At 40.0% G+C, this 23,633-nt stretch carries 20 protein-coding genes, 10 tRNA genes and 1 pseudogene; 22 read left to right on the forward strand and 9 right to left on the reverse strand.

The features are described 5' to 3' along the window. Positions 1 to 6: 6 nt before the first annotated feature. The 7 genes and pseudogenes from GQR54_RS04735 to hemA all read right to left on the reverse strand — a co-directional run bounded on the left by GQR54_RS04735 (position 7) and on the right by hemA (position 6,912). Positions 7 to 1,260, reverse strand: a complete 1,254-nt coding sequence (locus GQR54_RS04735) for a DUF819 family protein (protein ID WP_007583967.1) — start codon at positions 1,258 to 1,260, stop codon at positions 7 to 9. Between the two features lie 14 nt (positions 1,261 to 1,274). Continuing rightward, positions 1,275 to 2,102, reverse strand: a complete 828-nt coding sequence (locus GQR54_RS04740; RefSeq protein WP_166376712.1) for a tetratricopeptide repeat protein — start codon at positions 2,100 to 2,102, stop codon at positions 1,275 to 1,277. A gap of 149 nt (positions 2,103 to 2,251) precedes the next feature. Further along, positions 2,252 to 2,626, reverse strand: a complete 375-nt coding sequence (locus GQR54_RS04745; protein ID WP_166376713.1) for a SirB2 family protein — start codon at positions 2,624 to 2,626, stop codon at positions 2,252 to 2,254. Between the two features lie 89 nt (positions 2,627 to 2,715). After that, positions 2,716 to 3,663 (reverse strand): annotated as a pseudogene (locus GQR54_RS04750) (DUF3369 domain-containing protein); the annotation flags it as partial. A 57-nt stretch (positions 3,664 to 3,720) separates the two neighbouring features. Next, entirely contained in the window at positions 3,721 to 4,560 is an 840-nt protein-coding gene (gene prmC / locus GQR54_RS04755; RefSeq protein WP_010554719.1) for a peptide chain release factor N(5)-glutamine methyltransferase, read from the reverse strand. 2 nt (positions 4,561 to 4,562) lie between these two features. Continuing rightward, complete coding sequence (gene prfA / locus GQR54_RS04760) at positions 4,563 to 5,648, reverse strand: peptide chain release factor 1 (protein ID WP_007583962.1); 1,086 nt, start codon at positions 5,646 to 5,648, stop codon at positions 4,563 to 4,565. A 7-nt stretch (positions 5,649 to 5,655) separates the two neighbouring features. Continuing rightward, positions 5,656 to 6,912 carry a glutamyl-tRNA reductase gene (hemA, locus tag GQR54_RS04765; RefSeq protein WP_010554718.1) on the reverse strand — a complete coding sequence of 419 codons (1,257 nt, stop codon included), beginning with the start codon at positions 6,910 to 6,912 and terminating at the stop codon, positions 5,656 to 5,658. Between the two features lie 83 nt (positions 6,913 to 6,995). On the opposite strand from hemA, the gene lolB reads away from it, so the two are divergent. From lolB to GQR54_RS04845, 16 genes are all read left to right on the forward strand, one after another. Next, positions 6,996 to 7,583 (forward strand): lipoprotein insertase outer membrane protein LolB, encoded by a 588-nt coding sequence (gene lolB / locus GQR54_RS04770; protein ID WP_166376714.1) that lies wholly within the window; start codon positions 6,996 to 6,998, stop codon positions 7,581 to 7,583. Between the two features lie 2 nt (positions 7,584 to 7,585). Further along, on the forward strand, positions 7,586 to 8,443 hold the full coding sequence (gene ispE / locus GQR54_RS04775; RefSeq protein WP_010554716.1) for a 4-(cytidine 5'-diphospho)-2-C-methyl-D-erythritol kinase: 858 nt from the start codon (positions 7,586 to 7,588) through the stop codon (positions 8,441 to 8,443). A gap of 88 nt (positions 8,444 to 8,531) precedes the next feature. After that, positions 8,532 to 9,479 carry a ribose-phosphate pyrophosphokinase gene (locus GQR54_RS04780; RefSeq protein WP_007583957.1) on the forward strand — a complete coding sequence of 316 codons (948 nt, stop codon included), beginning with the start codon at positions 8,532 to 8,534 and terminating at the stop codon, positions 9,477 to 9,479. Positions 9,480 to 9,628: 149 nt separating this feature from the next. Then, positions 9,629 to 10,240: a 50S ribosomal protein L25/general stress protein Ctc gene (locus tag GQR54_RS04785; RefSeq protein ID WP_008171830.1), complete on the forward strand. Its 612-nt coding sequence runs from the start codon at positions 9,629 to 9,631 to the stop codon at positions 10,238 to 10,240. Between the two features lie 19 nt (positions 10,241 to 10,259). Beyond that, on the forward strand, positions 10,260 to 10,844 hold the full coding sequence (pth, locus tag GQR54_RS04790) for an aminoacyl-tRNA hydrolase (RefSeq protein ID WP_007583954.1): 585 nt from the start codon (positions 10,260 to 10,262) through the stop codon (positions 10,842 to 10,844). Positions 10,845 to 10,896: 52 nt separating this feature from the next. Beyond that, positions 10,897 to 11,988 carry a redox-regulated ATPase YchF gene (gene ychF, locus GQR54_RS04795; protein WP_007583951.1) on the forward strand — a complete coding sequence of 364 codons (1,092 nt, stop codon included), beginning with the start codon at positions 10,897 to 10,899 and terminating at the stop codon, positions 11,986 to 11,988. A gap of 598 nt (positions 11,989 to 12,586) precedes the next feature. Continuing rightward, positions 12,587 to 12,663: transfer RNA gene (locus tag GQR54_RS04800), tRNA-Met, on the forward strand. Between the two features lie 64 nt (positions 12,664 to 12,727). Beyond that, positions 12,728 to 12,812, forward strand: a tRNA-Leu gene (locus GQR54_RS04805). Positions 12,813 to 12,849: 37 nt separating this feature from the next. Continuing rightward, positions 12,850 to 12,924, forward strand: a tRNA-Gln gene (locus tag GQR54_RS04810). A gap of 5 nt (positions 12,925 to 12,929) precedes the next feature. Beyond that, positions 12,930 to 13,006, forward strand: a tRNA-Met gene (locus GQR54_RS04815). 90 nt (positions 13,007 to 13,096) lie between these two features. Then, positions 13,097 to 13,181, forward strand: a tRNA-Leu gene (locus GQR54_RS04820). A gap of 38 nt (positions 13,182 to 13,219) precedes the next feature. Next, positions 13,220 to 13,294 (forward strand) — tRNA-Gln (locus GQR54_RS04825). Positions 13,295 to 13,365: 71 nt separating this feature from the next. Further along, a tRNA-Leu gene (locus GQR54_RS04830) sits at positions 13,366 to 13,450 on the forward strand. 38 nt (positions 13,451 to 13,488) lie between these two features. After that, a tRNA-Gln gene (locus GQR54_RS04835) sits at positions 13,489 to 13,563 on the forward strand. A 71-nt stretch (positions 13,564 to 13,634) separates the two neighbouring features. Then, a tRNA-Leu gene (locus GQR54_RS04840) sits at positions 13,635 to 13,719 on the forward strand. Between the two features lie 39 nt (positions 13,720 to 13,758). Further along, positions 13,759 to 13,833 (forward strand) — tRNA-Gln (locus GQR54_RS04845). 35 nt (positions 13,834 to 13,868) lie between these two features. On the opposite strand, the gene GQR54_RS04850 is transcribed toward GQR54_RS04845, so the two are convergent. After that, on the reverse strand, positions 13,869 to 15,458 hold the full coding sequence (locus GQR54_RS04850; RefSeq protein ID WP_166376715.1) for a bifunctional diguanylate cyclase/phosphodiesterase: 1,590 nt from the start codon (positions 15,456 to 15,458) through the stop codon (positions 13,869 to 13,871). 154 nt (positions 15,459 to 15,612) lie between these two features. Then, entirely contained in the window at positions 15,613 to 16,869 is a 1,257-nt protein-coding gene (locus tag GQR54_RS04855; RefSeq protein WP_166376716.1) for an FAD-dependent oxidoreductase, read from the reverse strand. Positions 16,870 to 17,038: 169 nt separating this feature from the next. Here GQR54_RS04855 and miaB point away from each other — a divergent pair, with 169 nt between their 5' ends. From miaB to GQR54_RS04885, 6 genes are all read left to right on the forward strand, one after another. Beyond that, positions 17,039 to 18,487 carry a tRNA (N6-isopentenyl adenosine(37)-C2)-methylthiotransferase MiaB gene (miaB, locus tag GQR54_RS04860; RefSeq protein ID WP_101216148.1) on the forward strand — a complete coding sequence of 483 codons (1,449 nt, stop codon included), beginning with the start codon at positions 17,039 to 17,041 and terminating at the stop codon, positions 18,485 to 18,487. Between the two features lie 50 nt (positions 18,488 to 18,537). Beyond that, the gene (locus tag GQR54_RS04865) at positions 18,538 to 19,596 is read left to right on the forward strand and encodes a PhoH family protein (RefSeq protein ID WP_166376717.1); all 1,059 of its coding nucleotides are present in this window, start codon (positions 18,538 to 18,540) and stop codon (positions 19,594 to 19,596) included. Positions 19,597 to 19,600: 4 nt separating this feature from the next. Beyond that, positions 19,601 to 20,059, forward strand: coding sequence for an rRNA maturation RNase YbeY (gene ybeY, locus GQR54_RS04870; RefSeq protein ID WP_002958542.1), 459 nt, complete (start codon positions 19,601 to 19,603; stop codon positions 20,057 to 20,059). A 22-nt stretch (positions 20,060 to 20,081) separates the two neighbouring features. Next, complete coding sequence (gene corC, locus GQR54_RS04875; protein ID WP_007585597.1) at positions 20,082 to 20,966, forward strand: CNNM family magnesium/cobalt transport protein CorC; 885 nt, start codon at positions 20,082 to 20,084, stop codon at positions 20,964 to 20,966. Then, a complete protein-coding gene (gene lnt, locus GQR54_RS04880) occupies positions 20,947 to 22,500 on the forward strand; it encodes an apolipoprotein N-acyltransferase (protein ID WP_346766070.1) in 1,554 nt (517 codons plus the stop codon). The genes corC and lnt overlap by 20 nt, the downstream gene beginning before the upstream one ends. A 107-nt stretch (positions 22,501 to 22,607) precedes the next feature. After that, on the forward strand, positions 22,608 to 23,579 hold the full coding sequence (locus GQR54_RS04885; protein WP_206017615.1) for a retron St85 family effector protein: 972 nt from the start codon (positions 22,608 to 22,610) through the stop codon (positions 23,577 to 23,579). The last annotated feature ends 54 nt before the right edge of the window (positions 23,580 to 23,633 follow it).

A 23,633-nucleotide genomic window follows, 5' to 3' on the forward strand; every position in this document is an offset into this window, starting at 1 on the left:
AATTCCTTAAGGTGCAACTGCTTGCATCATTAATCCACAAATATAAGCCATATACGTACCCACACCATAGCCCAGTACAGCTAACAGGACACCAACAGGTGCTAATGAGGGATGAAACGCTGATGCTACAACAGGTGCAGACGCTGCACCACCTACATTAGCTTGCGAGCCCACAGCCATATAAAATAACGGTGCTTTAATTAGTTTAGCTACTACTAACATTATACTTGCATGCACTAACATCCAAATGGCACCAACTAAAAATAACCCTGGGTTATTAAAAATAGCGGTTACATTCATATGCAAACCAATCGATGCAACTAAAATATATAAAAAGCTAGAAGCTACTTTTGAAGCGCCAAACGCTTCTATTTGTCTCACTTTAGTAAACGATAAGCCTATGCCAATCGTTGTTGATATAACAATTAGCCAAAAGAATTTACTGTTTAAGCTGTACTCTTTTGCCCACTCATAAGTAGTGCCAAAGTACGGACCTAAAAAGTCAGCACAAAAATGCGCTAAACCGGTTATACCAAATGCAATTGCAAGCAGCGTCATGTAATCGTTAAGAGTAGGAATGCGCGCGTGTTCAGCGTGATAGGCTTCAACACGTTTTTTTAAGTCTTCAATTGCGCTTGTATCAGCCCCCGTAGCTGCATCAATCTTTTTATGGTTTGCTGCCATTAACAATAAAACAGCCATCCAAATATTCGCGACTATTACATCTACTGTAATCATTACAGAAAATATATCACCACCAACTTCAAACATCTCTTTCATTGAGGCTTGGTTAGCACCACCGCCAATCCAGCTACCCGCAACGGTTGTCATACCGCGCCATACTGCATCGGGCCCATGACCACCAACAATACTTGGATCAAATGCACTCACGACTAAAATAGCTAATGGCCCGCCAATAACAATGCCTAATGTACCCACTAAAAACATAATGAGCGCTTTCGGGCCTAAGTTAATAATGGCTTTTAAATCAATACTAATTGTAAGCAGTATTAAACAAGCAGGCAGTAAGTAGCGCGAAGCCACATAATAAACATTGGATTTATTACCGTCTACAATACCAAAGGTATTTAATAGTGATGGCAAAAAGTAACACAGTAGTAAAGCAGGTACGTATTTATAAAATCGTTTTAAAGCTGGACGCTCACTATTTGAGGTTTTAAAAATAAATCCCAAAATAATAGCAAGCAGACCAAGCACAACGGCATCATTTGTAATTAATGCGCTTTGAGTTTCAACCATAATTATTCCTATTCTTAATGGTGCGTTTTATTATTATCTTCTAGTTCTTCTATTTGGTGTTGAATTATCTCTATTGCAGGATCGTCCGGACACTCATCGACAAAAAACTGTAAATCATCACGTGCCATTTTAGGGCAACCGAGCTGATTTAATAAGTAACCTCTGTCGCGTCTCTCATACGGGTCGTCGCCTATTAGCTCCATTAGCATCTCTACACAGGTCAAAGCATGACCAAATTTGTTTTCGCTAATGAAAGACCATTTTTGCTGAGCTAAAAATAGCTTATATACTTCGTCATCAAAAATTAACTCTAAAGGCTCTTGTTCTTGTCCATCATCTTCATCTGCGTTTTCAGGGATGATATACCAGCTTTGTTGCCCGCTGCTTGGCTCAATTATGTAGCCCTCTTCATCACTTATCGCCACATGAACACCAACATCACCCAGCGTAAGACTAAGATTTGTATCAAAGTTAGCTTGTTGTAAAAAGTGGCAAAGTATAATTGCAAGCGTTGTTGGTGAGCCACTTCGCATAGAAAGCGTATAGCTTAATGTATTTAATTTGTATTCAGGCACTTTTAAGCCTGAGGCACTAAATAGCCAATCGCTGTAAAACATATCTAATAATTTTTCGAAGCGATCGTGCTCATCACTCACTTTTAAACACAGCGCTGAAATTTGCTGTTCAAAGTCAGTTAAAGTTTCATAACATGGTGTTAAATCTATCTGAGGGTCCCATTTTGACTCTGCTTTAATACAGCGGTAAATCGCTGGAGGTGTAAATTCATCGTAAGCATCATCAAGATAAGATTCATCGTGTTCGTCAAACCCGAGGGTAGTCATTAATACTGCAACATTTTAGAAAACGAAGGCGTAGTTTACCTAACTTTAAAGCTATATACCAATATAGAGATGTTTTTGAATATTTTCTGAAAGGGAGTCGTATTTGAGCTTTACAAAACAACTATAAAGCTCAAATAGTCAGATATTACTTAAAGCAAAAAAGCTGATTTAGACGTCGCTAAATAACCTATCGCCAAAATAACAGCAGTGTTAACCAAAACGTAAGCAACTTTAGCGGTCATTTTAGTTTGTCTGGCACTTTTAGCCCCAATACCAATATATATAACCACTAATACTATTTTTTCTAATAACCAATATTGTTCAAACGGGTTTATTTTAGCCATAAATATAAGCGTAAGTGCTGACACTAATAGTAAAGTATCTATGCTGTGACTGCCGATCATTACCCCTTTATTTTTTGCTAAGTTACCACTGCCCATTCGCGAAAAAGCGCGAACATAAAATAAAATCACACTTAACATCGCAATTGCCATGTGTAAGTGCTTTACTGCTAAATAATCCATATGCCCCTATACTTCTGTTTTATAAAAATCTAATTAAGAAAACGGCTAAGAACCGCTTATACTTATCAATGAGTTTTACTGTGTTGTCTCATTTCAGACTGAAGCTGTACGTTTTCAAACGCAAGCTGTACATTTTGCGAGAAAATTTTAATTAAATGTCGCTGTATATCAGTTAAATCTTTTGGGATTCCTGATATAAATAATATTGAGTTGTGATTATACTTGCTGCTGCAATACGCAAATAAGTAATTATCTTTATAAATAATACTTTTTTCATTAAGTGCCTGATGACATGCACTCAACTGTTCAATTTGTAGTACGTTTTCAAGCTCTTTACCTTCACTTTGTTCAAAATCACCAGTGCCAGAACAAACGATTAATTTTTTATTATTTCCACTCTCTGGGTTCTGCGCAACTAAAGTGCTTGCATACACTGCTTGATCCGCAACACCAAGTAAAGATGTTAACTGCTGCATAACGCCTTCAATAAAGTGCTCTATTGAATGCGCAGAAAAAATATCACGAGACGCTATAATTATTTTCTCAAGCCCTTCGCGTGACTGTTCAATCGAAATAATATCCCGATACGAGCGCAGGCTCGACATAATAACAGTAAATAGTTTTTGAGCCGTTAACTCTGTTTTTGATTTGTAATCGTTAATGTCATAATTAACAATCACTTGCCGTTCAGGTGCTTGGCCGGGTTGACCCGTTCTTAAAATAATCCGAATATGATTATTTTTAGCTTCTTCACGAATAAACTTAGCAACTTGCAAACCGGCATCATCGGTTTCCATTACTACATCAAGCAAAACAATTGCAGCGTCGGGATGCTCTTTCACAAGCTCTTTTGCTTCAGCACCTGAGTACGCACTAATAAATTCTAAGCGTTTATTTTGAAACTCAAAATCACTCAACGCTAGCTTTGTCACAGCATGAACTTCAGGTTCATCATCAACGATTAATACTTTCCAGGTACCGAGCTCAATTTCATTGATTGCTTCTTCTGGTTCATCTGAAAATAAAAAATCACCCATCATAGTCGAAATTCCTTCATGGCATTATTTAACGCACTAGCAGGCAATTATTATTCTTTAGGGCCACTGTGCAAACGTTACACGGTCATTATCACCAAAGTCTTTCACTGTTTTAATATTCACAAATGCCATTTTTTTGAAAAAATGACGAACAGCTTCACCTTGCTCAAAACCGTGTTCTATTAAAAGATAGCCACTAGATAACAAATAGTCACGTGATTGTGTAATTATTTGTTTAATATCAGACATTCCACAATCATCAGCCACTAATGCCGACAAAGGCTCAAAGCGCACATCGCCCTGATTTAAATGTATATCACTGCTTTCAATATAAGGCGGGTTAGTGACAATTAGGTTGAATTTCTCACCATGTAACTCGCTAAACCAGTTGCTTTGCTTAACGTGAACGTTATTAATCGCCAATCGCTGCTGGTTACGTGTAGCCAGTGCAACTGCATCGCTTACTCTATCTACTGCAATAATTTGCCAATTAGGCATTTCACTACCCAATGCCAGCGCTATTGCACCAGTACCCGTGCCTAAATCAAGCACTTTAGCTGTAGCAGGTACAGCCACTTCAAGCGCTTGTTCTACTAACGTTTCGGTATCTGGTCGAGGTATTAAAGTTGTTGCGTTAACTTCAAGCGATAAGCTCCAAAATTCACGTTGCCCCGTAATATGTGCAACAGGTTCACCGTTTAAACGTCTTTGGCAAAAGGTATTAAATTGCTGTTGTTGTTCGGCATTAAGCGCATGCTCTGGCCAAGTAAAAAGGTAACTGTGAGGTTTTTGAAGAATATGTAGAAGTAAAACTTGTGCGTCTAATTTAGCACTTTCGCTGCTAGGTGCTAATAAATTAGCGCCTGCAGCAATAGCTTGTTCAAGAGTTTGGCTCACGATTACTCGTCGCCCATAGCCGCTAATAAGTCAGCTTGATGTTCTTGCATTAATGGGTCAATAACGCAGCTTAAATCACCCGCTACCACTTCATTCAAGCGATAAAGTGTTAAGTTAATACGATGATCGGTAATACGACCTTGTGGGTAGTTATAAGTACGGATACGTTCAGAACGATCGCCACTACCTACTAAGTCACGACGTTCAGATGCTTCTGCCGCATGGCGCTTTTCATCTTCAGCCTGTTGCAAACGTGCTGCAAGTACCGACATCGCTTTAGCACGGTTTTTATGCTGTGAACGTTGATCCTGACACTCAACCACAACACCGGTAGGTATATGTGTAAGTCGAATAGCAGAATCTGTTTTATTAACGTGCTGACCACCTGCGCCTGATGCACGAAATGTATCAACTTTTAAATCTGCGGTATTAATTTGTATCGCTTCGGCCTCTGGTACTTCCGCCATTACCGCAACAGTACATGCAGAGGTATGAACTCGCCCTTGTGACTCAGTTTCTGGCACACGTTGTACGCGGTGTACACCTGATTCAAACTTTAATTGACCGTAAACGCCTTCGCCACTAATATTTGCAATAACTTCTTTGTAACCACCGTGCTCACCTTCATTGGTGCTCACAACTTCTACTTTCCATTTTTTAGTTTCTGCATAGCGGCTGTACATACGGAACAAGTCGCCAGCAAAAATAGCCGCTTCATCACCGCCTGTTCCAGCGCGTACTTCAACAAACACGTTATTGTTATCTCGCGGATCTTTTGGCAACATTAATACTTGAATTTGATCTTCAATTACCAAAATTTGTGCTTTAGCTTCTTTATATTCTTCTTGCGCCATTTCACGCATTTCAGGGTCAGAATCTTTAAGCATTTCTTCTGCACTGGCTAAATCATCTTGCGTTTCTTTGTAAGTTAAAAACGTTTTTACAATCTCTTCAAGCTCAGAGTATTCTTTTGAAAGCCCACGAAAACGATTTTGATCACTAATGACCGACGGGTCGCTTAGTAGCGCTTGTACTTCTTCGTAACGCTCTACTAAGGTTTCTAATTTATTATAAACAGACTCTTTCATTTAACGGTTATTCCTGATCAATACCTAACATTTTTTTCAACTGGTTTAGCTGCGCCACTTCACCTTTTTTCGCTGCGTCTTGTATTGCACGGGTAGGCGCGTGCATTAAGCGATTGGTTAATTTATTGGCGAGCTCTAATATAATTTTTTCTGCATCTTTACCTGTATTTAGCTGACTAACAGCACGCTCTACAAGTTCTGACTTAATTGTTTGTACATCATTTCGATAATGGCGGATTAAATCTACCGAATCGAGTGAGCGCATCCACATTGCAAATTCTTTGGTGCGTTCAGTAATAATTATTTGCGCTTGCTGTGCAGCTTGCTCACGCGCTGCCATATTCTCGCTTACAATGGTTTGTAAGTCATCAACGGAATATAAATAGGCAGCATCTAGCTCACCTACTTGGCTTTCTATATCGCGCGGAACCGCAATATCTATAAATAGCATAGGCTTGTGACGGCGCTGCTTAAGCGCTTGCTCAACCACCCCTTTACCAATAATAGGTAAAGTACTGGCGGTAGAACTAATGACTATATCGGCTTCATGTAAACGTTCTGGTAACTGTGCAAGTGCGATAACATCTGCCGACACTTCATCAGCAAGGCTGCGAGCACGTTCAATTGTTCTATTAGCTACCGTTATTTTTTTAGGCTCATTTTGATATAAATGTTTAGCAACCAGTTCAATGGTTTCACCAGCACCAATTAATAGCACATTGGTTTGATCAAGCTTGCCATAAATATGTTTTGCTAAGTTAACAGCCGCAAATGCAACCGACACGGCACTTGCGCCTATATTTGTTTCAGTACGAACTTGTTTTGCTACCGAAAAGGTTTTTTGAAACAACCTATCAAAAGTAACCCCTATTGCATCGTGGGTTTTAGCACTAAAAAACGATTGCTTTATTTGCCCTAAAATTTGCGGCTCGCCTAACACCAAAGAATCCAACCCACACGCTACGCGCATTAAGTGGTTAATGGCGTCATTACCTTCATGGCAGTATATATTGCTGCTCAGTTCATGTTCATCCAAACCATGGAAACTGGCAAGCCAAGTTAACAGTGTTTGGGAATTTTGCTGAGCGAGGCTACAATAGATCTCGGTTCGATTACAGGTAGACACAATAACCGCTTCATTAAAGTCGGCATGGCCACTTAATTGTTGCAACGCCTCTGAAATTTGCTCAGGCGAAAAAGCCACTTTTTCACGTAATTCTACGGATGCGGTTTTGTGATTTATACCTAGTGCTATTATGGTCATATTTGCCAAATATTGCTGAGCCCTACTTCAAAGGCGGTAATTTTACCAAAAATCAGCGGAATATGGAAAGTAAGGAACAACATTTGATTCGACAATATTTGATTTTATTCATGTTTTTTTTATTATTAGGTGGCTGTGCCCATCAAATTGATACAAAAACAACGCTTTATGATGATTGGAAGCCACATTTAGCTGCTCAAAAAACTTGGCAGGTCGAGGGTAAACTCGCGTTTATAAGCCCAGAAGAGCGTCAATCTGCAAACTTAAATTGGCAGCAAACAACAAATTCCAATAATTTAATACTGACTACTTTTATTGGTACTCGTATTTTGTCGCTTAAACAAACAGCAAATGGTGCTGAATTAGAGTTTGACGGCGATGAGTACTTTGATACTAATGCTGCAGAGCTTTTAAAGCGTTTAACGGGTTTTACACTCCCTGTTGATAACGCCGATAACTGGCTTAAGGGCACCATTGACGATCAAAGTTTAGTCGTTGATGAACTAGGCCGCGCAAAGCAAGTATTATGGTTTGATAATGCAGGCAAGAAATGGCAAATAGATTACGGCACTTACGTACAAAACGCAGGTTACTGGTTACCTACTAAACTGACGTTAAAGCACCAACAAATAAAAATAAAAATTCAACTCTACGATTGGCAGTTTAAATAAGTATGAATAACAAAACCTCTTTTTCACTTATTGCTCCGGCAAAACTCAATTTATTTTTACATATTAATGCTCGCCGAGAAGATGGCTATCATGAACTAGAAACCTTATTTACTTTTTTAAATTTTGGTGATGAGTTGCATTTTGAGCTAACAACAGACGGTGGTATTTCTGTCGGTGGTGATACTAAAGACATACCCCTAAATGATAATCTCATCTATAAAGCCGCTTTATTATTACAAACACACTGTAAAACCTCTTTGGGTGTAAAAATAAATTTAATTAAACGCTTACCGATGGGCGGAGGTGTTGGAGGTGGTTCATCCGACGCCGCAAGTACTTTATTAGCCCTAAATAAATTATGGAAATTAGAACTAAATTTAGAAATTCTAGCCCAATTAGGACTTAAATTAGGGGCTGATGTTCCGGTGTTCATACAAGGGCAAAGCGCCATAGCGCATGGTATTGGTGAGAAATTACACCAGGTAAAACTTGAACAAAAATGGTACTGCGTTGTACACCCAAACCAACATGTAAGTACCGCAAAAATATTTACACATCCAGATTTAAAACGCGACACACCAAAAATAATAGGCGATTGGAAACACCATACTTTAACCAACGATTGTGAGCCTTTAGTTAAAAAGCTTTGCCCCGAGGTTGAAAAAACCCTCCAGTGGTTGCTAAAATACGCACCGTCGAAGATGACCGGAACAGGTTCATGTTGTTTTGTCGAATTTGCTAGTCAAGTTCAAGCACAAGATGTACTTGAAAATCTCCCCCATACTTGGCAGGGTTTTGTGGCTTCAAGCGCAAATGTCTCACCTGCTCATACGGAGTTAACCGCCATATTCGATCAATGAAGTAACGTACAAGTAATCATAAGTTAACTCGCAGTGGTATTTATCATTGCCCGTTAGTCCAAATATTCAGTGCCTGAGGAACCCTACCGTGCCTGACATGAAGCTCTTCGCTGGTAACGCAACACCTGAGTTAGCTCAAAAAGTTGCAAAACGTTTATATATTGAATTAGGCGATGCTGTTGTTGGCCGTTTTAGTGACGGTGAGATCAGTGTTCAAATAAATGAAAATGTTCGTGGCTCGGACGTTTTTATCTTGCAATCAACCTGTGCCCCTACAAACGATAACCTAATGGAACTTATCGTTATGGTTGATGCTCTACGTCGTGCATCTGCAGGTCGTATTACTGCCGTCATTCCTTATTTTGGTTATGCGCGCCAAGACCGTCGTGTACGTTCTGCTCGTGTTCCAATTACCGCTAAAGTTGTTGCCGATTTCTTATCAAGCGTTGGTGTTGACCGTGTTCTTACGGTTGATTTACACGCTGAACAAATCCAAGGCTTCTTTGATGTACCAGTAGACAACGTATTTGGCAGCCCTGTATTACTTGAAGATATGAAAGAACGCGACTTTGAAGACGTCGTTGTTGTATCTCCAGATATTGGTGGTGTTGTACGCGCACGTGCAATTGCAAAACTACTAAACGATACCGATTTAGCAATCATTGACAAACGTCGCCCTCAAGCAAACGTTTCTCAAGTAATGCATATTATTGGTGATGTTGAAGGTCGTGATTGTATTATCGTAGATGATATGATTGATACCGGTGGTACGTTATGTAAAGCAGCAGAAGCACTTAAAGAACATGGCGCTAAGCGCGTATTTGCATACGCAACGCACCCTATTCTTTCAGGTAAAGCAGCAGAAAACTTACGTGACTCGATGATTGACGAAGTAATTGTAACTGACTCAATTCCGCTATCTGACGAGCTTAAAGCCCTTGATAAAATTAAGGTACTTACGCTTGCTGACATGTTAGCAGAGACTATTCGTCGTATTAGTAACGAAGAATCTATCTCAGCGATGTTTGAACACTAAAATTAAACATTCCTGAGTATAAAAGCGCCTTTTGGCGCTTTTTTTGTAAGCGATGTTTATTTTGTCTGGGCGTGGTGGTATGATAGCGCGCCTTTTGGCTAGGGACCTTGGTCGCAAAGGCCCTACACATTTTAATAACTGGAGACATCATGTCTAACAAAACTTATACATATAACGCTGAACTTCGCGTAGAAACTGGTACTGGTGCGAGCCGCCGCCTACGTCGTGAAGACAAAGTTCCTGCAATCCTTTACGGAGCTGACAAAGAAGCTTTATCTCTTACTTTTGCTCATAAAGATATGATCAAAGCACAAGAAGACGAAGGTTTTTACACGCATATCCTTACGCTTAACGTTGATGGCGAAGCTGTTGAAGTAATCTTAAAAGATATCCAACGCCACCCATTCAAGCCTAAGCTTACTCACCTTGATTTCCAACGTGTAGATGCTACTCATAAATTTCAAACTAAAGTTCCTCTTCACTTCATCGGTGAAGATATTGTAACTAAAGCTGGCGCAACTGTTGTTCACCAGTTAACTGAAGTTGAAATTACGTGTCTTCCAAAAGCACTTCCAGAATTCATTGAAGTAGATGTTTCTAAGTTTGTTGTTGGCGATTCTGTTCATATTTCTGACCTTACTTTCCCTAAAGGCGTTAGCTCTGTAGATTTAGGTAAAGGCGAAGGCCATGATCAGTCTATCCTGACTATCAAAGCAAACAAAGCAGCTCCAGTTGAAGACGACGCTGCAGCAGCAGAATAATTTTTAAGGTCTCGCAACCTTGAATTCTATTCAAATGCTTGTGGGCCTGGCTAATCCAGGCCCCGAATACGCAAACACACGCCACAATGCAGGTGCTTGGTTCATCGAGCAAATCGCTGCACGCTACAACTGCACCCTAAAATACGATCCTAAATATCACGGCCTTACAGGCAAAGTGATCATTCAAGGCCAAGAATTCAAATTATTGATCCCCACTACTTACATGAATTTAAGTGGTAAAGCGGTCGGTAGTTTAGCTAATTTTTTCAAAATCCCTGTCGAGGACATTTTAGTTGCCCATGACGAATTGGATTTAGACCCAGGCGTTGCCAAGTTAAAAAAAGGCGGCGGGCATGGCGGTCATAATGGTTTAAAAGACATTATTGCAAAAATGGCAAATCAAAAAGACTTTATGCGCTTGCGCATTGGTGTAGGTCATCCGGGGCATCGTGAAATGGTTACTGGTTGGGTGCTTGGAAAAGCGGCCAAAGCAGACCAAGAAAAAATGGATGCTGCTGTTGATGAAGCAGTTCGTTGCATGGAAATACTTGCAAAAGATGGTGTGTTAAAAGCACAAAACAGACTACATTCGTTTAAACCCTAATAACTTGGGTTCAAGCACATCGTTTAAACGAATCTAAACAAGGTATCTTACTATGGGTTTTAAATGTGGCATCGTTGGCTTGCCTAACGTTGGTAAATCAACGCTTTTCAATGCACTAACTAAAGCGGGTATTGAAGCCGCTAACTTTCCTTTTTGTACCATTGAGCCTAATACAGGTGTGGTACCTGTGCCAGATCCTCGTCTAGACGAACTTGCTAAAATTGTTAATCCTCAACGAGTTCTTACCACTAGTATGGAATTTGTAGACATTGCTGGCTTAGTAAAAGGCGCATCTAAAGGTGAAGGCCTTGGTAACCAGTTTTTAGCTAACATTCGTGAAACTGATGCAATTGGCCACGTAGTTCGCTGTTTTGAAGATGAAAACATCATACACGTAGCAGGCACTATTGACCCTGCTGACGATATTGACGTAATCAACACTGAGTTAGTGCTTGCTGATATGGATAGTGCTGAAAAAGCTCTTTTCCGTAATTCAAAAAAAGCTAAAGGTGGCGATAAAGACGCTAAAGAGCAAAATGCTGTACTTGAAAAAGTAAAAGTGCATCTTGACGAAGGCTTAACTTTACGTGGTTTAGCACTAACTAAAGAAGAAAAAGCAGCAATTAGCTCTATAAACTTCTTAACGATTAAACCAACAATGTATATTGCAAACGTTGCTGAAGATGGTTTTGAAAATAACCCATACCTTGATCGTGTACGCGCAATTGCCGCAGCTGAAGATGCGATTGTTGTTCCTGTATGTGCAGCTATCGAATCTGAGCTTTCAGAATTAGATGACGAAGATAAGCTTGAGTTTATGGCTGATCTTGGCCTAGAAGAGCCAGGTCTTAACCTTGTTATTCGTGGTGGTTATGAATTACTACAATTACAAACTTACTTTACAGCTGGCGTAAAAGAAGTACGCGCATGGACAATCCCTGTAGGTGCTACAGCACCACAAGCAGCGGGTAAAATCCATACCGACTTCGAGCGTGGCTTTATTCGTGCGCAAACTATTGCTTTTGACGACTTTGTTGCCTTTAAAGGTGAGAGTGGCGCAAAAGAAGCAGGTAAGATGCGTCAAGAAGGTAAAGAGTACATTGTTAAAGATGGCGATGTAATGAACTTCTTGTTCAACGTATAAGTACAAATTAAACCAATTTCACTTGGTAATAATTTTTAAAGGCTCGTTTTTACGAGCCTTTTTTGTATTTAAGTATTATAAAAATAATAATTGAGCACAATCAGGGCCTGTTGACCTTTTAGGATTGAAATTTGTTCAATCTAGGGGCTATTTAATCGCGGCGCGAGGTTTGTAACCTAGTGGGCTAAGTAAAAACCGAGCAACAAAGAGTAAATTGCCCCTAGGCAGAACCCTTCGGGCAGCGCATGTTTGGCATTTATTCTGCGTTATCGCCTATTTATGGGGAATAACCACACTACATAGGCTTTGCCTTGTCTAAATACCAAACACACTGCTGCAAATTTAACCTCAAAAGATAAACAGGCCCTAGTCTATCTTTGTAATATCGCTCAATTAAAGAAGTACAGGGTTAATTAAGATTCTGCGTATTTAAGGAAGCTAAAAAAACAGCATTTTTATTAAAATTTAGCCTGTTAGCTTAATTTTCCTGCAAACAAACACTGTTAAGTGTTTTTTTGCAAAAAAGGTGTTGACGAATTTGGGTCATATCAGCATAATACGCCCCGCACTCAGCGATGAAGTGCTAACAAAAAAAGATGGCTAAGTAGCTCAGCTGGTTAGAGCACATCACTCATAATGATGGGGTCACAGGTTCAAATCCCGTCTTAGCCACCATTTATTTTTTTGTTGCTCAATGAAGAGTTTAAAATAACTACCTGTACTTTATTGTACAAACGATGCGGGAGTGGCGGAATTGGTAGACGCGCTGGATTTAGGTTCCAGTAACTTCGGTTGTGAGAGTTCAAGTCTCTCTTTCCGCACCATTTCTTGATAAGAATTAAAACTATCAATTGTTATTGTTGGGATATCGCCAAGCGGTAAGGCACCAGGTTTTGATCCTGGCATTCCCAGGTTCAAATCCTGGTATCCCAGCCAACAATGGCTAAGTAGCTCAGCTGGTTAGAGCACATCACTCATAATGATGGGGTCACAGGTTCAAATCCCGTCTTAGCCACCATTTCTTCTTTTAGAAATGGCTCTGCAAGAGTTAAATTGCAGCTCAATGAAGAGTTTAAAATAACTACCTGTACTTTATTGTACAAACGATGCGGGAGTGGCGGAATTGGTAGACGCGCTGGATTTAGGTTCCAGTAACTTCGGTTGTGAGAGTTCAAGTCTCTCTTTCCGCACCATTTCTTGATAAGAAATAAAATTATCATTAATTCTTTTTTGGGATATCGCCAAGCGGTAAGGCACCAGGTTTTGATCCTGGCATTCCCAGGTTCAAATCCTGGTATCCCAGCCAACTTCTTCTACCAAGGAAAGTTGGATAAAAGAATTGCTCTAGCTTAGAGTTTAAATTGGCAAATTGTTGATGCGGGAGTGGCGGAATTGGTAGACGCGCTGGATTTAGGTTCCAGTAACTTCGGTTGTGAGAGTTCAAGTCTCTCTTTCCGCACCATGTTCTTATAAGAACTAAAATTATAAAGAATTCTTTGTTGGGATATCGCCAAGCGGTAAGGCACCAGGTTTTGATCCTGGCATTCCCAGGTTCAAATCCTGGTATCCCAGCCAACTTCTTCTACAAAGGAAAGTTGGATAAAAGAATTGCTCTAGCTTAGAGTTTAAATTAGCAAATTAGTGATGCGGGAGTGGCGGAATTGGTAGACGCGCTGGATTTAGGTTCCAGTAACTTAGGTTGTGAGAGTTCAAGTCTCTCCTTCCGCACCATGTTCTTATTAAGAACTAAAACTAATTCAAATTTACAGTTGGGATATCGCCAAGCGGTAAGGCACCAGGTTTTGATCCTGGCATTCCCAGGTTCAAATCCTGGTATCCCAGCCAATTTGACTCCCCTGTCTAAAACTTCTCAATACTCATTAAATTAAACTTACTTTTTCTGCACTTAAATAAACATTTATAAATTCATCTATATTTATCGGTTTACTATATAAATACCCTTGCAAATAATCACAGTTCATACCTAATAGCGCTTGCTCTACCTCTTTTGTTTCTATTCCTTCAGCTACTACGTCACAATTTAATCGACTCGCTAAAAATAATGTAGACTCAACAATGGCATAATCTGGTGGGTTAATGAGCATATCTTTGATAAACGACTGATCTATTTTTATTTGATTGATTGGCAGCTCTCTTAATAACGACAATGATGAAAAGCCAGTACCAAAATCATCAACACTAAATTTAAACCCGCGCATACTCAACTGCTGCATCATTTTTCTTGCAGCCGGAATATTTGTCATCATTGCACCTTCAGTAATTTCAAATATTAGTGAGTCACTTAAAGTAGGATCGGTTGTAAGTAGGTTAATTATAAAATCGTAAAACTCACTACTCTCAATATCTTTAGTCGATAAATTGACATGTATAGTACCGATAAAGCCAAATAGTTTGAGTTTTCTAATATGGTTAACCGCTTCTTGTACAACCCATTTCGATAAAGGAAAAATAAGCCCTGTACGCTCAGCTACGGTTATAAACTTTTCAGGACTAATAAAGCTACCATCATCTTGCGGCCATCGGATAAGCGCCTCTAGGCCATGTAATTGTAAATCTTTAGAGTCCATTATGGGTTGTAAATAAAGTTCAAACTCACCTTTATGTAATGCCACTTTAATTTTGGCTGATAAATCAAAAAAGTCCTCAGCTCGTTTACCTATTGCAGATGAGTAACTTACTAAAGGTTGAAATGTTTTTTTAGCTTCATGCAGTGCCAAGTCAGCTTTTTTTAATAGCTGATCGGGCAATCGGCTATCATCAGGAAAACGGCTTACGCCTATACTTAATTGTATTTTAACCATTTGCTCATTCGTACAAAACGGACTTTTGACGGCTGAGTTTAAAATGTTTACACAATAATTCATGCTTTCATCTGTATCGGTATGCAATAAAAAAGCAAACTCATCGCCACCTATTCGATATAACTTAGCAATGCCGCATAATTCTTTATTTAATTTATTGGCAAATGCAGCCAAGAGTTGGTCACCACACTGATGCCCAAACGCATCATTAATTTGTTTAAAGTTATTTAAGTCGATATAAAATAGTGAAAATGGGGAAGGATATTCAACTTGTTTACTTAAAGATTTAAAAAATTTATCGCGGTTAGGTAGAGTTGTTAAGTTATCGTGCTCAGTTTGATATTTTTGATACTGCGTTGCTTGCTCTATTTTAAGAATACTTTTTAAGCTCAGTTTAATCACTAAAAAAACAAACCCACCACCGCCAAGTAACAACATAGCCACCATATTCATAACGACGGGTGCAATGTCGTGGTTTGAAAAATAATAAAGTATCCACCAATACCCTATAATAAAAAAAATAATAGCGCATAGCAGTACACTCCATGCTCTTTGCGATGTTTTTTTGCAAACTTTAACGGTTGTTTTTAAGCTAGCAACAAGCAGTAGCGCACCTAAAATAATTATTACTGTAAAAAAATTATCCACACACAGGCTCTTTAAAGTTATTAAATTGCGATTTAGTGATGTAACACCAGTTAAATTAAAACCGTGTTCAATATAGCCGAGTCACTATTTGCTGACTTAAAAACAGACATAAAAAAAGGCTCATAAATGAGCCTTTCTAATATCTACTTTAAATTTAGCCTAAATCACCACTAATTGCGTATTTTAAAACCCAGTTTTTTATTGGCCCCGTATTATTAGCCATTTTTAAAAACTGGCTGCGTGCCCATTTAAGTGGCGTAATTTGATTAGAAAACCCAAAGTAACACGCGTCCATCATGCTCATCATTAATAAATTAGCCCTGCGGCGAGCTCGCTCGTATTCTTTAAGTTTTAGTGGGCAACCTATATCTCCTGCTTCGTTTAAAACCTCAGCAAGTGCCACTACGTCCTGAAAACCTAAATTAACGCCCTGCCCTGCAAGTGGGTTAATTGTATGCGCTGCATCGCCTACTAAAACCATGCGCCCTTGCGAATAATTATTAGCATGTTGGCGAGTAAGCGGAAATACTGCATGGGTTTGTACTTCAAAGTCTCCAGCAAGTTCTGGGAATTTATTCAGTATGTGCGTTTTTAACTGAGTTGGGTTTAGCCCTTTAAATGCTTGCAATGTATTTGCATCGTCGTACCAAATTAAATTAGCGTACGGTGCCTGCATTGGTAAAAATGCTAACGGCCCACTTGGTGTAAACTGTTGCCATGTTTTAATTTGTTGCGGTGCATCGAGTTTAATTAATACCCCCATGCAATGCTGTTGGTACTGCCAACCCGTAATACCAATATTAGCTTTAGCACGCAGCTGCGATTGCCCACCATCGGCGGCAATTACTAAATCAGCTGTATAGGTTTGATCACCATACACAAGCGTAATTAAATCATCCGTTTGCTCTATTTTAGTTACCGGCAATGATTGCTCAATAACCTCAATCTTATAATGCCCAAATTGCTGCCACAAACTTGCTTGAATTAAACTATTTTCAATCAAGTGGCCTAAATGTGTCGTGTTTATGTCGGCGCAATCAAATAATAAATTGTCACCACCGCGCTCAAAAGCCTCTAATTGTTGATAAGGTGCTATGCGGTTTTGCCTTAAAAGAGGCATTGCCCCTAATTCATCAAGTAAATTTTCTGAAAAACGATTAATGGCAGACACTCTAATATCCACTTTATCGCTACTAAGAATGTGCGATGGGTCTATTAGGTGTTTTTCAATTATGCGCACGCTAAAGCCTTGCTGAGCCAGCTTTATCGCCATAGCCGCGCCAACCATGCCCCCGCCAACCACTATCACATTATTTTTGGTCATGTTTTTCATCATTTTATTATTACTTGAGTCTGTTTTGATTGTATCAAAATTAATTTGTTTTATACCAGAGGATATCCCTAACAGCACATTAAACTCGCCCTGTATTGATTTGAGATCACAAACATGAAAACTATACTTGGATCTGGGCGGGTATCCAGCTAAAATACGCCTCCTTTAAGTGAGCATGCTTGCTCCTTAATCCTGTTTCTAGCACATTTTTGTGCCACTATCGAATTGAACACGAGGCAATATTTCAATGAGCAAAAAGCTGCATATTAAAACCTGGGGTTGTCAGATGAACGAATACGACTCTCAGAAAATGGCTGAACTTTTAGATGCCACCAACGGCTACCAGCTAACTGATGATGCAACAGATGCCGACGTAATCTTACTTAACACCTGTTCAATTCGTGAAAAAGCACAAGAAAAAGTATTTCACCAGTTAGGTCGTTGGAAGTTGTTAAAAGACGACAAGCCAGACTTAATAATTGGTGTAGGTGGTTGTGTTGCCTCACAAGAAGGTGACTCTATTCGCCAACGCGCACCATTTGTAGATGTTATTTTTGGCCCGCAAACATTGCATCGTTTACCAGAAATGATTAAACAAGTGCAAGGCAACAAAGGCTCATCGGTTGTTGATATTTCATTCCCAGAGATTGAAAAGTTTGACCGCCTGCCAGAGCCAAAAGCGGATGGCCCATCTGCGTTTGTATCAATTATGGAAGGCTGTTCTAAATACTGTACTTTTTGTGTTGTACCATATACTCGCGGCGAAGAAGTTAGCCGCCCAGTAGATGACGTACTACTTGAAATTGCACAACTTGCTGAGCAAAACGTACGTGAAGTAAACCTACTAGGCCAAAACGTAAACGCATACCGCGGCGACACGCACGATGGCGAAATATGTTACTTCTCAGATTTAATTCGTCTTATTGCTGCTATTGATGGTATTGACCGTATTCGTTACACCACCTCGCACCCGGTAGAATTTACGCCTGATATAATCGACGTTTACGCTGATGTACCAGAGCTTGTAGATCACTTACACCTACCAGTACAAAGTGGTTCAGACCGTATATTAAACCTAATGAAACGTGGCCATACGGCAATTGAATACAAATCGACAATTCGTAAGTTACGCAAAATTCGTCCTAACTTAAGCATGTCGTCAGATTTCATTATTGGTTTCCCAGGCGAAAGTAAAGAAGACTTTGAAGCAACCATGAAGCTTATTAGCGACATTGGTTTTGATATGAGCTTTAGCTTTATTTACAGTGCCCGCCCAGGTACGCCAGCGGCAGATTTGCCAGATGACGTAACAGAGCAAGAGAAAAAAGAACGCTTATACTTACTACAAAACCGTATTACACAAATGGCGCAGCAAATTAGCCGTCAAATGTTCGATACAGAGCAACGTATACTTGTTGAAGGTCCTTCTAAAAAGAACCCAATGGAGTTACGTGGCCGTACCGAAAATAACCGTGTAGTAAATTTTGTTGGCCCGCACACAGTGATCGGACAGTTTGTTGACGTACGTATTACCGAAGCACTACCTAACTCTTTACGTGGTGACTTAATTCGTACAGAATCAGAAATGAACTTACGACGTGAAATCGCGCCTTCAGCTATTTTAACTAAAGCTGCAGCTGCAGAGCCAAAACCAGACACTGTTAACGAAATTGGCGTAGCTTCTTTCGTTCCTTAGTCATACTATTAGCGCCAGTTAACGCTGGCGCAGTACTATAGGAAGCAATTTTGAGTAATCAGTTAAAAACATTAGAGATTTATTTAGAACCTGCCGATAACAAACGCCTTTCTTCTTTATGTGGCCCGTTTGACGAAAACATCAAACAAGTTGAACGCCACCTGGCTGTTGAAATAATTCACCGTGACAACTTTTTTAAAGTAACCGGTAAACTACACAACTGCGCCGGCGCTGTAGAAATCTTAAAAAACCTTTATGTTGATACTCAGCCAGTTCGTGGTGTTTTAGGCGAAATAGAACCCGAAGCCGTTCATTTAGCTATTACCGAATCAAAAGCCCTAGAGCAAGACGCATCAAGCAGCGCTTACGGCAAAGAAATGGTGATTAAAACGCGCCGTGGTGTTATTAAACCACGTAACGATAACCAAGGTGTTTATGTCGCTAATATTTTAAACCACGACATTACCTTTGGTATTGGCCCTGCTGGTACTGGTAAAACCTACCTTGCAGTTGCTGCCGCCGTTGACGCCCTTGAGCGCCAAGAAATACGCCGCATATTATTAACGCGCCCTGCTGTAGAAGCGGGCGAAAAGCTTGGTTTTTTACCCGGTGATTTAAGTCAAAAAATAGACCCGTACCTGCGCCCTCTTTACGACGCTCTTTTTGAAATGCTAGGTTTTGAAAAAGTAGAAAAACTCATCGAAAAAAATATCATTGAAGTCGCCCCGCTTGCTTACATGCGCGGACGTACTTTAAACGATGCCTTTATTATTTTAGATGAAAGCCAAAATACCACCGCCGAGCAAATGAAAATGTTTTTAACCCGTATAGGGTTTAACTCAAAAGCGGTTATTACAGGCGATATAACACAGGTCGATTTACCTCGTGGTACACGTTCAGGCCTTCGCCATGCAATGGAAGTACTTGATGGCGTAAACGAAATTAGCTTTAACTACTTTAAAGCCCAAGACGTAGTACGCCACCCTGTTGTAGCACGCATAGTTGAAGCCTACGAGCGTAACGACGAAAGCGAGCGACTAAAGCGCATTGAAAAGCAAAATGCAAAAGACGCACTTGCTGCTCTTCAACAGCCTACTACTAAAGAGTAATACTTTGACAACCGAACTTGATTTACAAATAGCCTGTGAGTTTGACAACCTCCCAAGCGAAGAGCAATTTGCACTGTGGGCCGACAAAGCCCTTAGCCAATACCGTGACGAGTCAGAACTCAGTATCGTTATTAGCGACGAAGCGCAATCGCAACAACTTAATAACGACTATCGCGGTAAAAATAAACCGACCAACGTACTGTCGTTCGAATTTGAAGCACCACCAGGAATAGATATTCCCTTGGTTGGTGATTTAATTATTTGCCCAGCCATTGTATTAGCTGAAGCAATTGAGCAAGAGAAGTCATTTCATGACCACTTTGCTCACATGGTTATTCACGGATGCTTGCATTTGCTTGGATTTGACCATATAAAGAGTGACGATGCTTTAGAGATGGAAAGCATCGAGAAGCAATTACTTGCAGAGCTAAACATAGCAGACCCATACCGGGACGATATTTAAATTAACGGAGCAATTAGACGCAATGAGCGACGGTAACTCGCAATCTAGCCAGGGTTCTTCTGGCAAAACGTGGTTGGGCAGAATAGCCCAAATGTTGCAAGGGGAACCCCAGAATAGAGAAGAGCTGGTCGAAGTTATTGCCGATGCGCAAGAACGAGACGTAATCGATCCTGAAACAAAAGAGATGATAGAAGGTGTGCTTGGCGTGTCTGAGCTTAAAGTGCGAGACATAATGGTTCCGCGCTCACAAATGATCACTCTTGAGATCGACAGCCCGCTTGAAGAGCTAATTCCAATGATGGTTGACTCAACTCACTCACGTTTTCCAGTGGTGATTGAAGACAAAGACCATGTAGAAGGTTTTTTACTCGCTAAAGATTTATTGCCACTGATCTTAAATAAAGACGAGCATTTACCATCAATACGCGATTATTTACGCCCAGCAATGGTAGTACCTGAGAGCAAACGTGTTGATACATTGCTAAACGAATTCCGTCAGCAACGCTACCATATGGCTGTTGTTATTGACGAATACGGCGGCGTATCGGGCTTGGTAACGATTGAAGATATTCTTGAAATAATTGTTGGCGAAATCGAAGATGAGCACGACGAAGAAGAAGAACATCAAGATATTCGTCGACTTGCTAAACATGTTCACGTAGTGCAAGCACTCACACCTGTAGATGACTTTAACGAGCATTTTAAAACAGGCTACAGCACAGACGAAGCCGATACTATTGGCGGAACTGTACTGCACGCATTTGGCCATATGCCAAGCCGTGGTGAAACGATTGACATAGAAGGTTACCAATTTAAAGTAACCAACGCCGACAATCGTCGTATTTTGCAACTGCAAGTCACCGTTCCTAAGGCTGATGATAACGACAGTGAAGAAACTGCTAACTAGACTTACCCTATTAGCAAAAGATAAAAAAGCATGGCTCGCACTCGTTGCGGGCCTTGTTTTAACTTTTGGCTATGCCCCCTTTGAAATTTGGCCCATCGTATTTATTAGCCTTGGTACCATAATTTTTTGCGTTAACCCCAATAATACCGGTAAAGCACACGCAAAAACCGCTGCTAAGTATGGCTTTATATTTGGCCTAGGCTGGTTTGGTGCTGGTATAAGCTGGGTACATGTTTCTATTGCCACCTTTGGCGGTATGCCGCTTATAGCGTCGCTCTCGTTAATGGCATTTTTGTGCGCCTACTTAGCGTTATTTCCTGCACTTGCCTTTTGGGCAACTACACGCTTTGCCACTGGTCCTAAAAGCTTTGGCGCATTGCTTATTGCCTGCTTTGCAATTAGCGAGTATTTACGTGGCACCGTACTTACCGGTTTCCCGTGGTTAAGTTTTGGCTACACACAAACCGACGGACCTTTAAGGCTGCTTGCCCCTTATATTGGCGAGTTTGGCTTAACACTTACCTGTGTCGCTATTGGCTTTGCACTATATAGACTTACCCAAAAAGATTTTAAAACCCCAGCGGTTACTGCTACAGCTGTTGCGCTTATTTTTACAGGCGCAAACACCACAGGCAGTATTCATTACACAGATAAAAACATGTCTGTATTGCTCGTACAAGGGAACATACAGCAACACCTGCGCTTTGAGCCAAGTGAGTTTTGGACCACAATGAGCAAATACCAAGACCTGACACGCCCACATTGGGATGCCGACTTAATAGTATGGCCAGAAGCCGCAGTGCCTGAAATAGAGATGCTTGCTGATTCATACCTAGCCAATTTAGACAGTGCCGCCTCGTTTAATAAAACCGCCCTTGTTACCGGTATTGTTGACTACCAGCGAGACACCAAAAACATATTTAACACGCTTATTGTGGTCGGTAATAGAGAACGCGGCGACGAGCACGGGCATTATCATTACCTTGATAAAAACCGTTATCAAAAACACCAGCTATTACCTATTGGCGAATTTGTACCGTTTCAAGACTTTTTGCGACCTATTGCCCCATTATTCGATTTACCTATGTCGTCGTTTACGCGTGGCGACAAAGTGCAAAACAACTTGCGTGCCAACGGCTTTAATTTACTACCCGCTATTTGCTACGAAATTGTTTTTGCAGATTTAGTACGCGGTAATTACAAAAGCGATTCCGACCTACTCTTTACGGTAAGTAACGATGCCTGGTTTGGTGACTCTATTGGGCCTTTGCAACACATGCAAATAGCCCGTATGCGCGCGCTCGAACTACAACGCCCTCTAGTGCGAGTTACCAACAATGGTGTAAGCGCCGTATACGACCCTATAAGCTACACACAACAAACCATGCCTCAGTTTGAAGCTACTACATTAAAAGCCAACATTAAGCTTATAAAAGGCGACAGCGTGTACAGCCAATATGGAAACATGTTTGTGTGGGGGGTTGTATTGTTGCTAGGTGTCGCTGGGTATGCCAGTAAAGGTTATAAATTTTAATAGGAAAAACTTGCCAGTTTAGAAACGCTATTGAGCTTGTAACATCTTAGTAAGAATGTAAGATATATTTCATCCTATAAAGTATAGTTATTTAATCTCGAGGTACTATGCATAAAATATTATCTGAATCTGCATTAAAATCTATAGCTACCGTAATTAGAGATAGAATTTATGTCCCTGTATATGAAAGAAAAAGAACTATTTTTTTATGTGGCGCAGATATAAAAGACAAAAAAAAGGGTCGCTCAAAAATGGCGACTATTCTCACTGAGAATCAAAGTAGAATTCCCTATGAGTTACTCTATCCTGAAAGCTTATTTGATGATCTTTTGGCAGGACAAGGCCAACTAAGCCTTTTAGCCCTAGAGAATATTTTAGCAGATTCGGTTGATGCAATAGTTTTGCTGCCTGAAAGTCCAGGCTCTTTTGCTGAACTTGGTGCTTTTTCAAGTAATCCTAAATTAGTAAATAAGATTATTTGTATTGCAAATAAACGCTATAAAAATAAGAGGAGCTTTCTTAACTATGGTCCAAATAGATTAATTAAAGCCTCTGAATCTGGAAAAGTTATAGATTTAGATTATGAAGAGCTTGATAACCCTAAAAGTAGCTCAAAAATTTTCAGAACAATATCAGACTCTGTAACTAAAATTCAAAAGCAAAGTCCCGTGAAGAAAAACGTGACTAATATATTAGAAGCTGAAAACTTTATCCTTCCTTGTATTTACCTGATAGAAAATGTAACTTTTAATAGTCTAAAAAGCTTATTAAAATATGCTACTGATCAAGACGAAATTATGTCAAAAATAGCAACACAATCGGCTCTAACAAAGCTTCAATCTAAAAGACTAATAAAAAAGACAACTAACGGATATGATATGACTAAGAATGGAGAGGAGCATGTCCTATCTATTTTCACTAGCAATCATTTAGATCTTGTCAGAATAGAAATCATGAACTTTCAATTCCGTGGGAAATCGGGAATAGAGTGTGCTAGAATGCAAAAACGCACCTTTAGCGAGTTGTTTTCTGATAAATCAGAAATACGGCTGGGTAGTGATTCGCTGTCCATCAGTTAAGCCATTAAATTGACGTATTTAGTTCTTGCTCGCTAAAACTACGTTTTAGACTCG

It is taken from the genome of Pseudoalteromonas sp. Z9A4 (assembly GCF_011378845.1).
GTDB classification, from domain to species: Bacteria; Pseudomonadota; Gammaproteobacteria; order Enterobacterales; family Alteromonadaceae; genus Pseudoalteromonas; species Pseudoalteromonas arctica.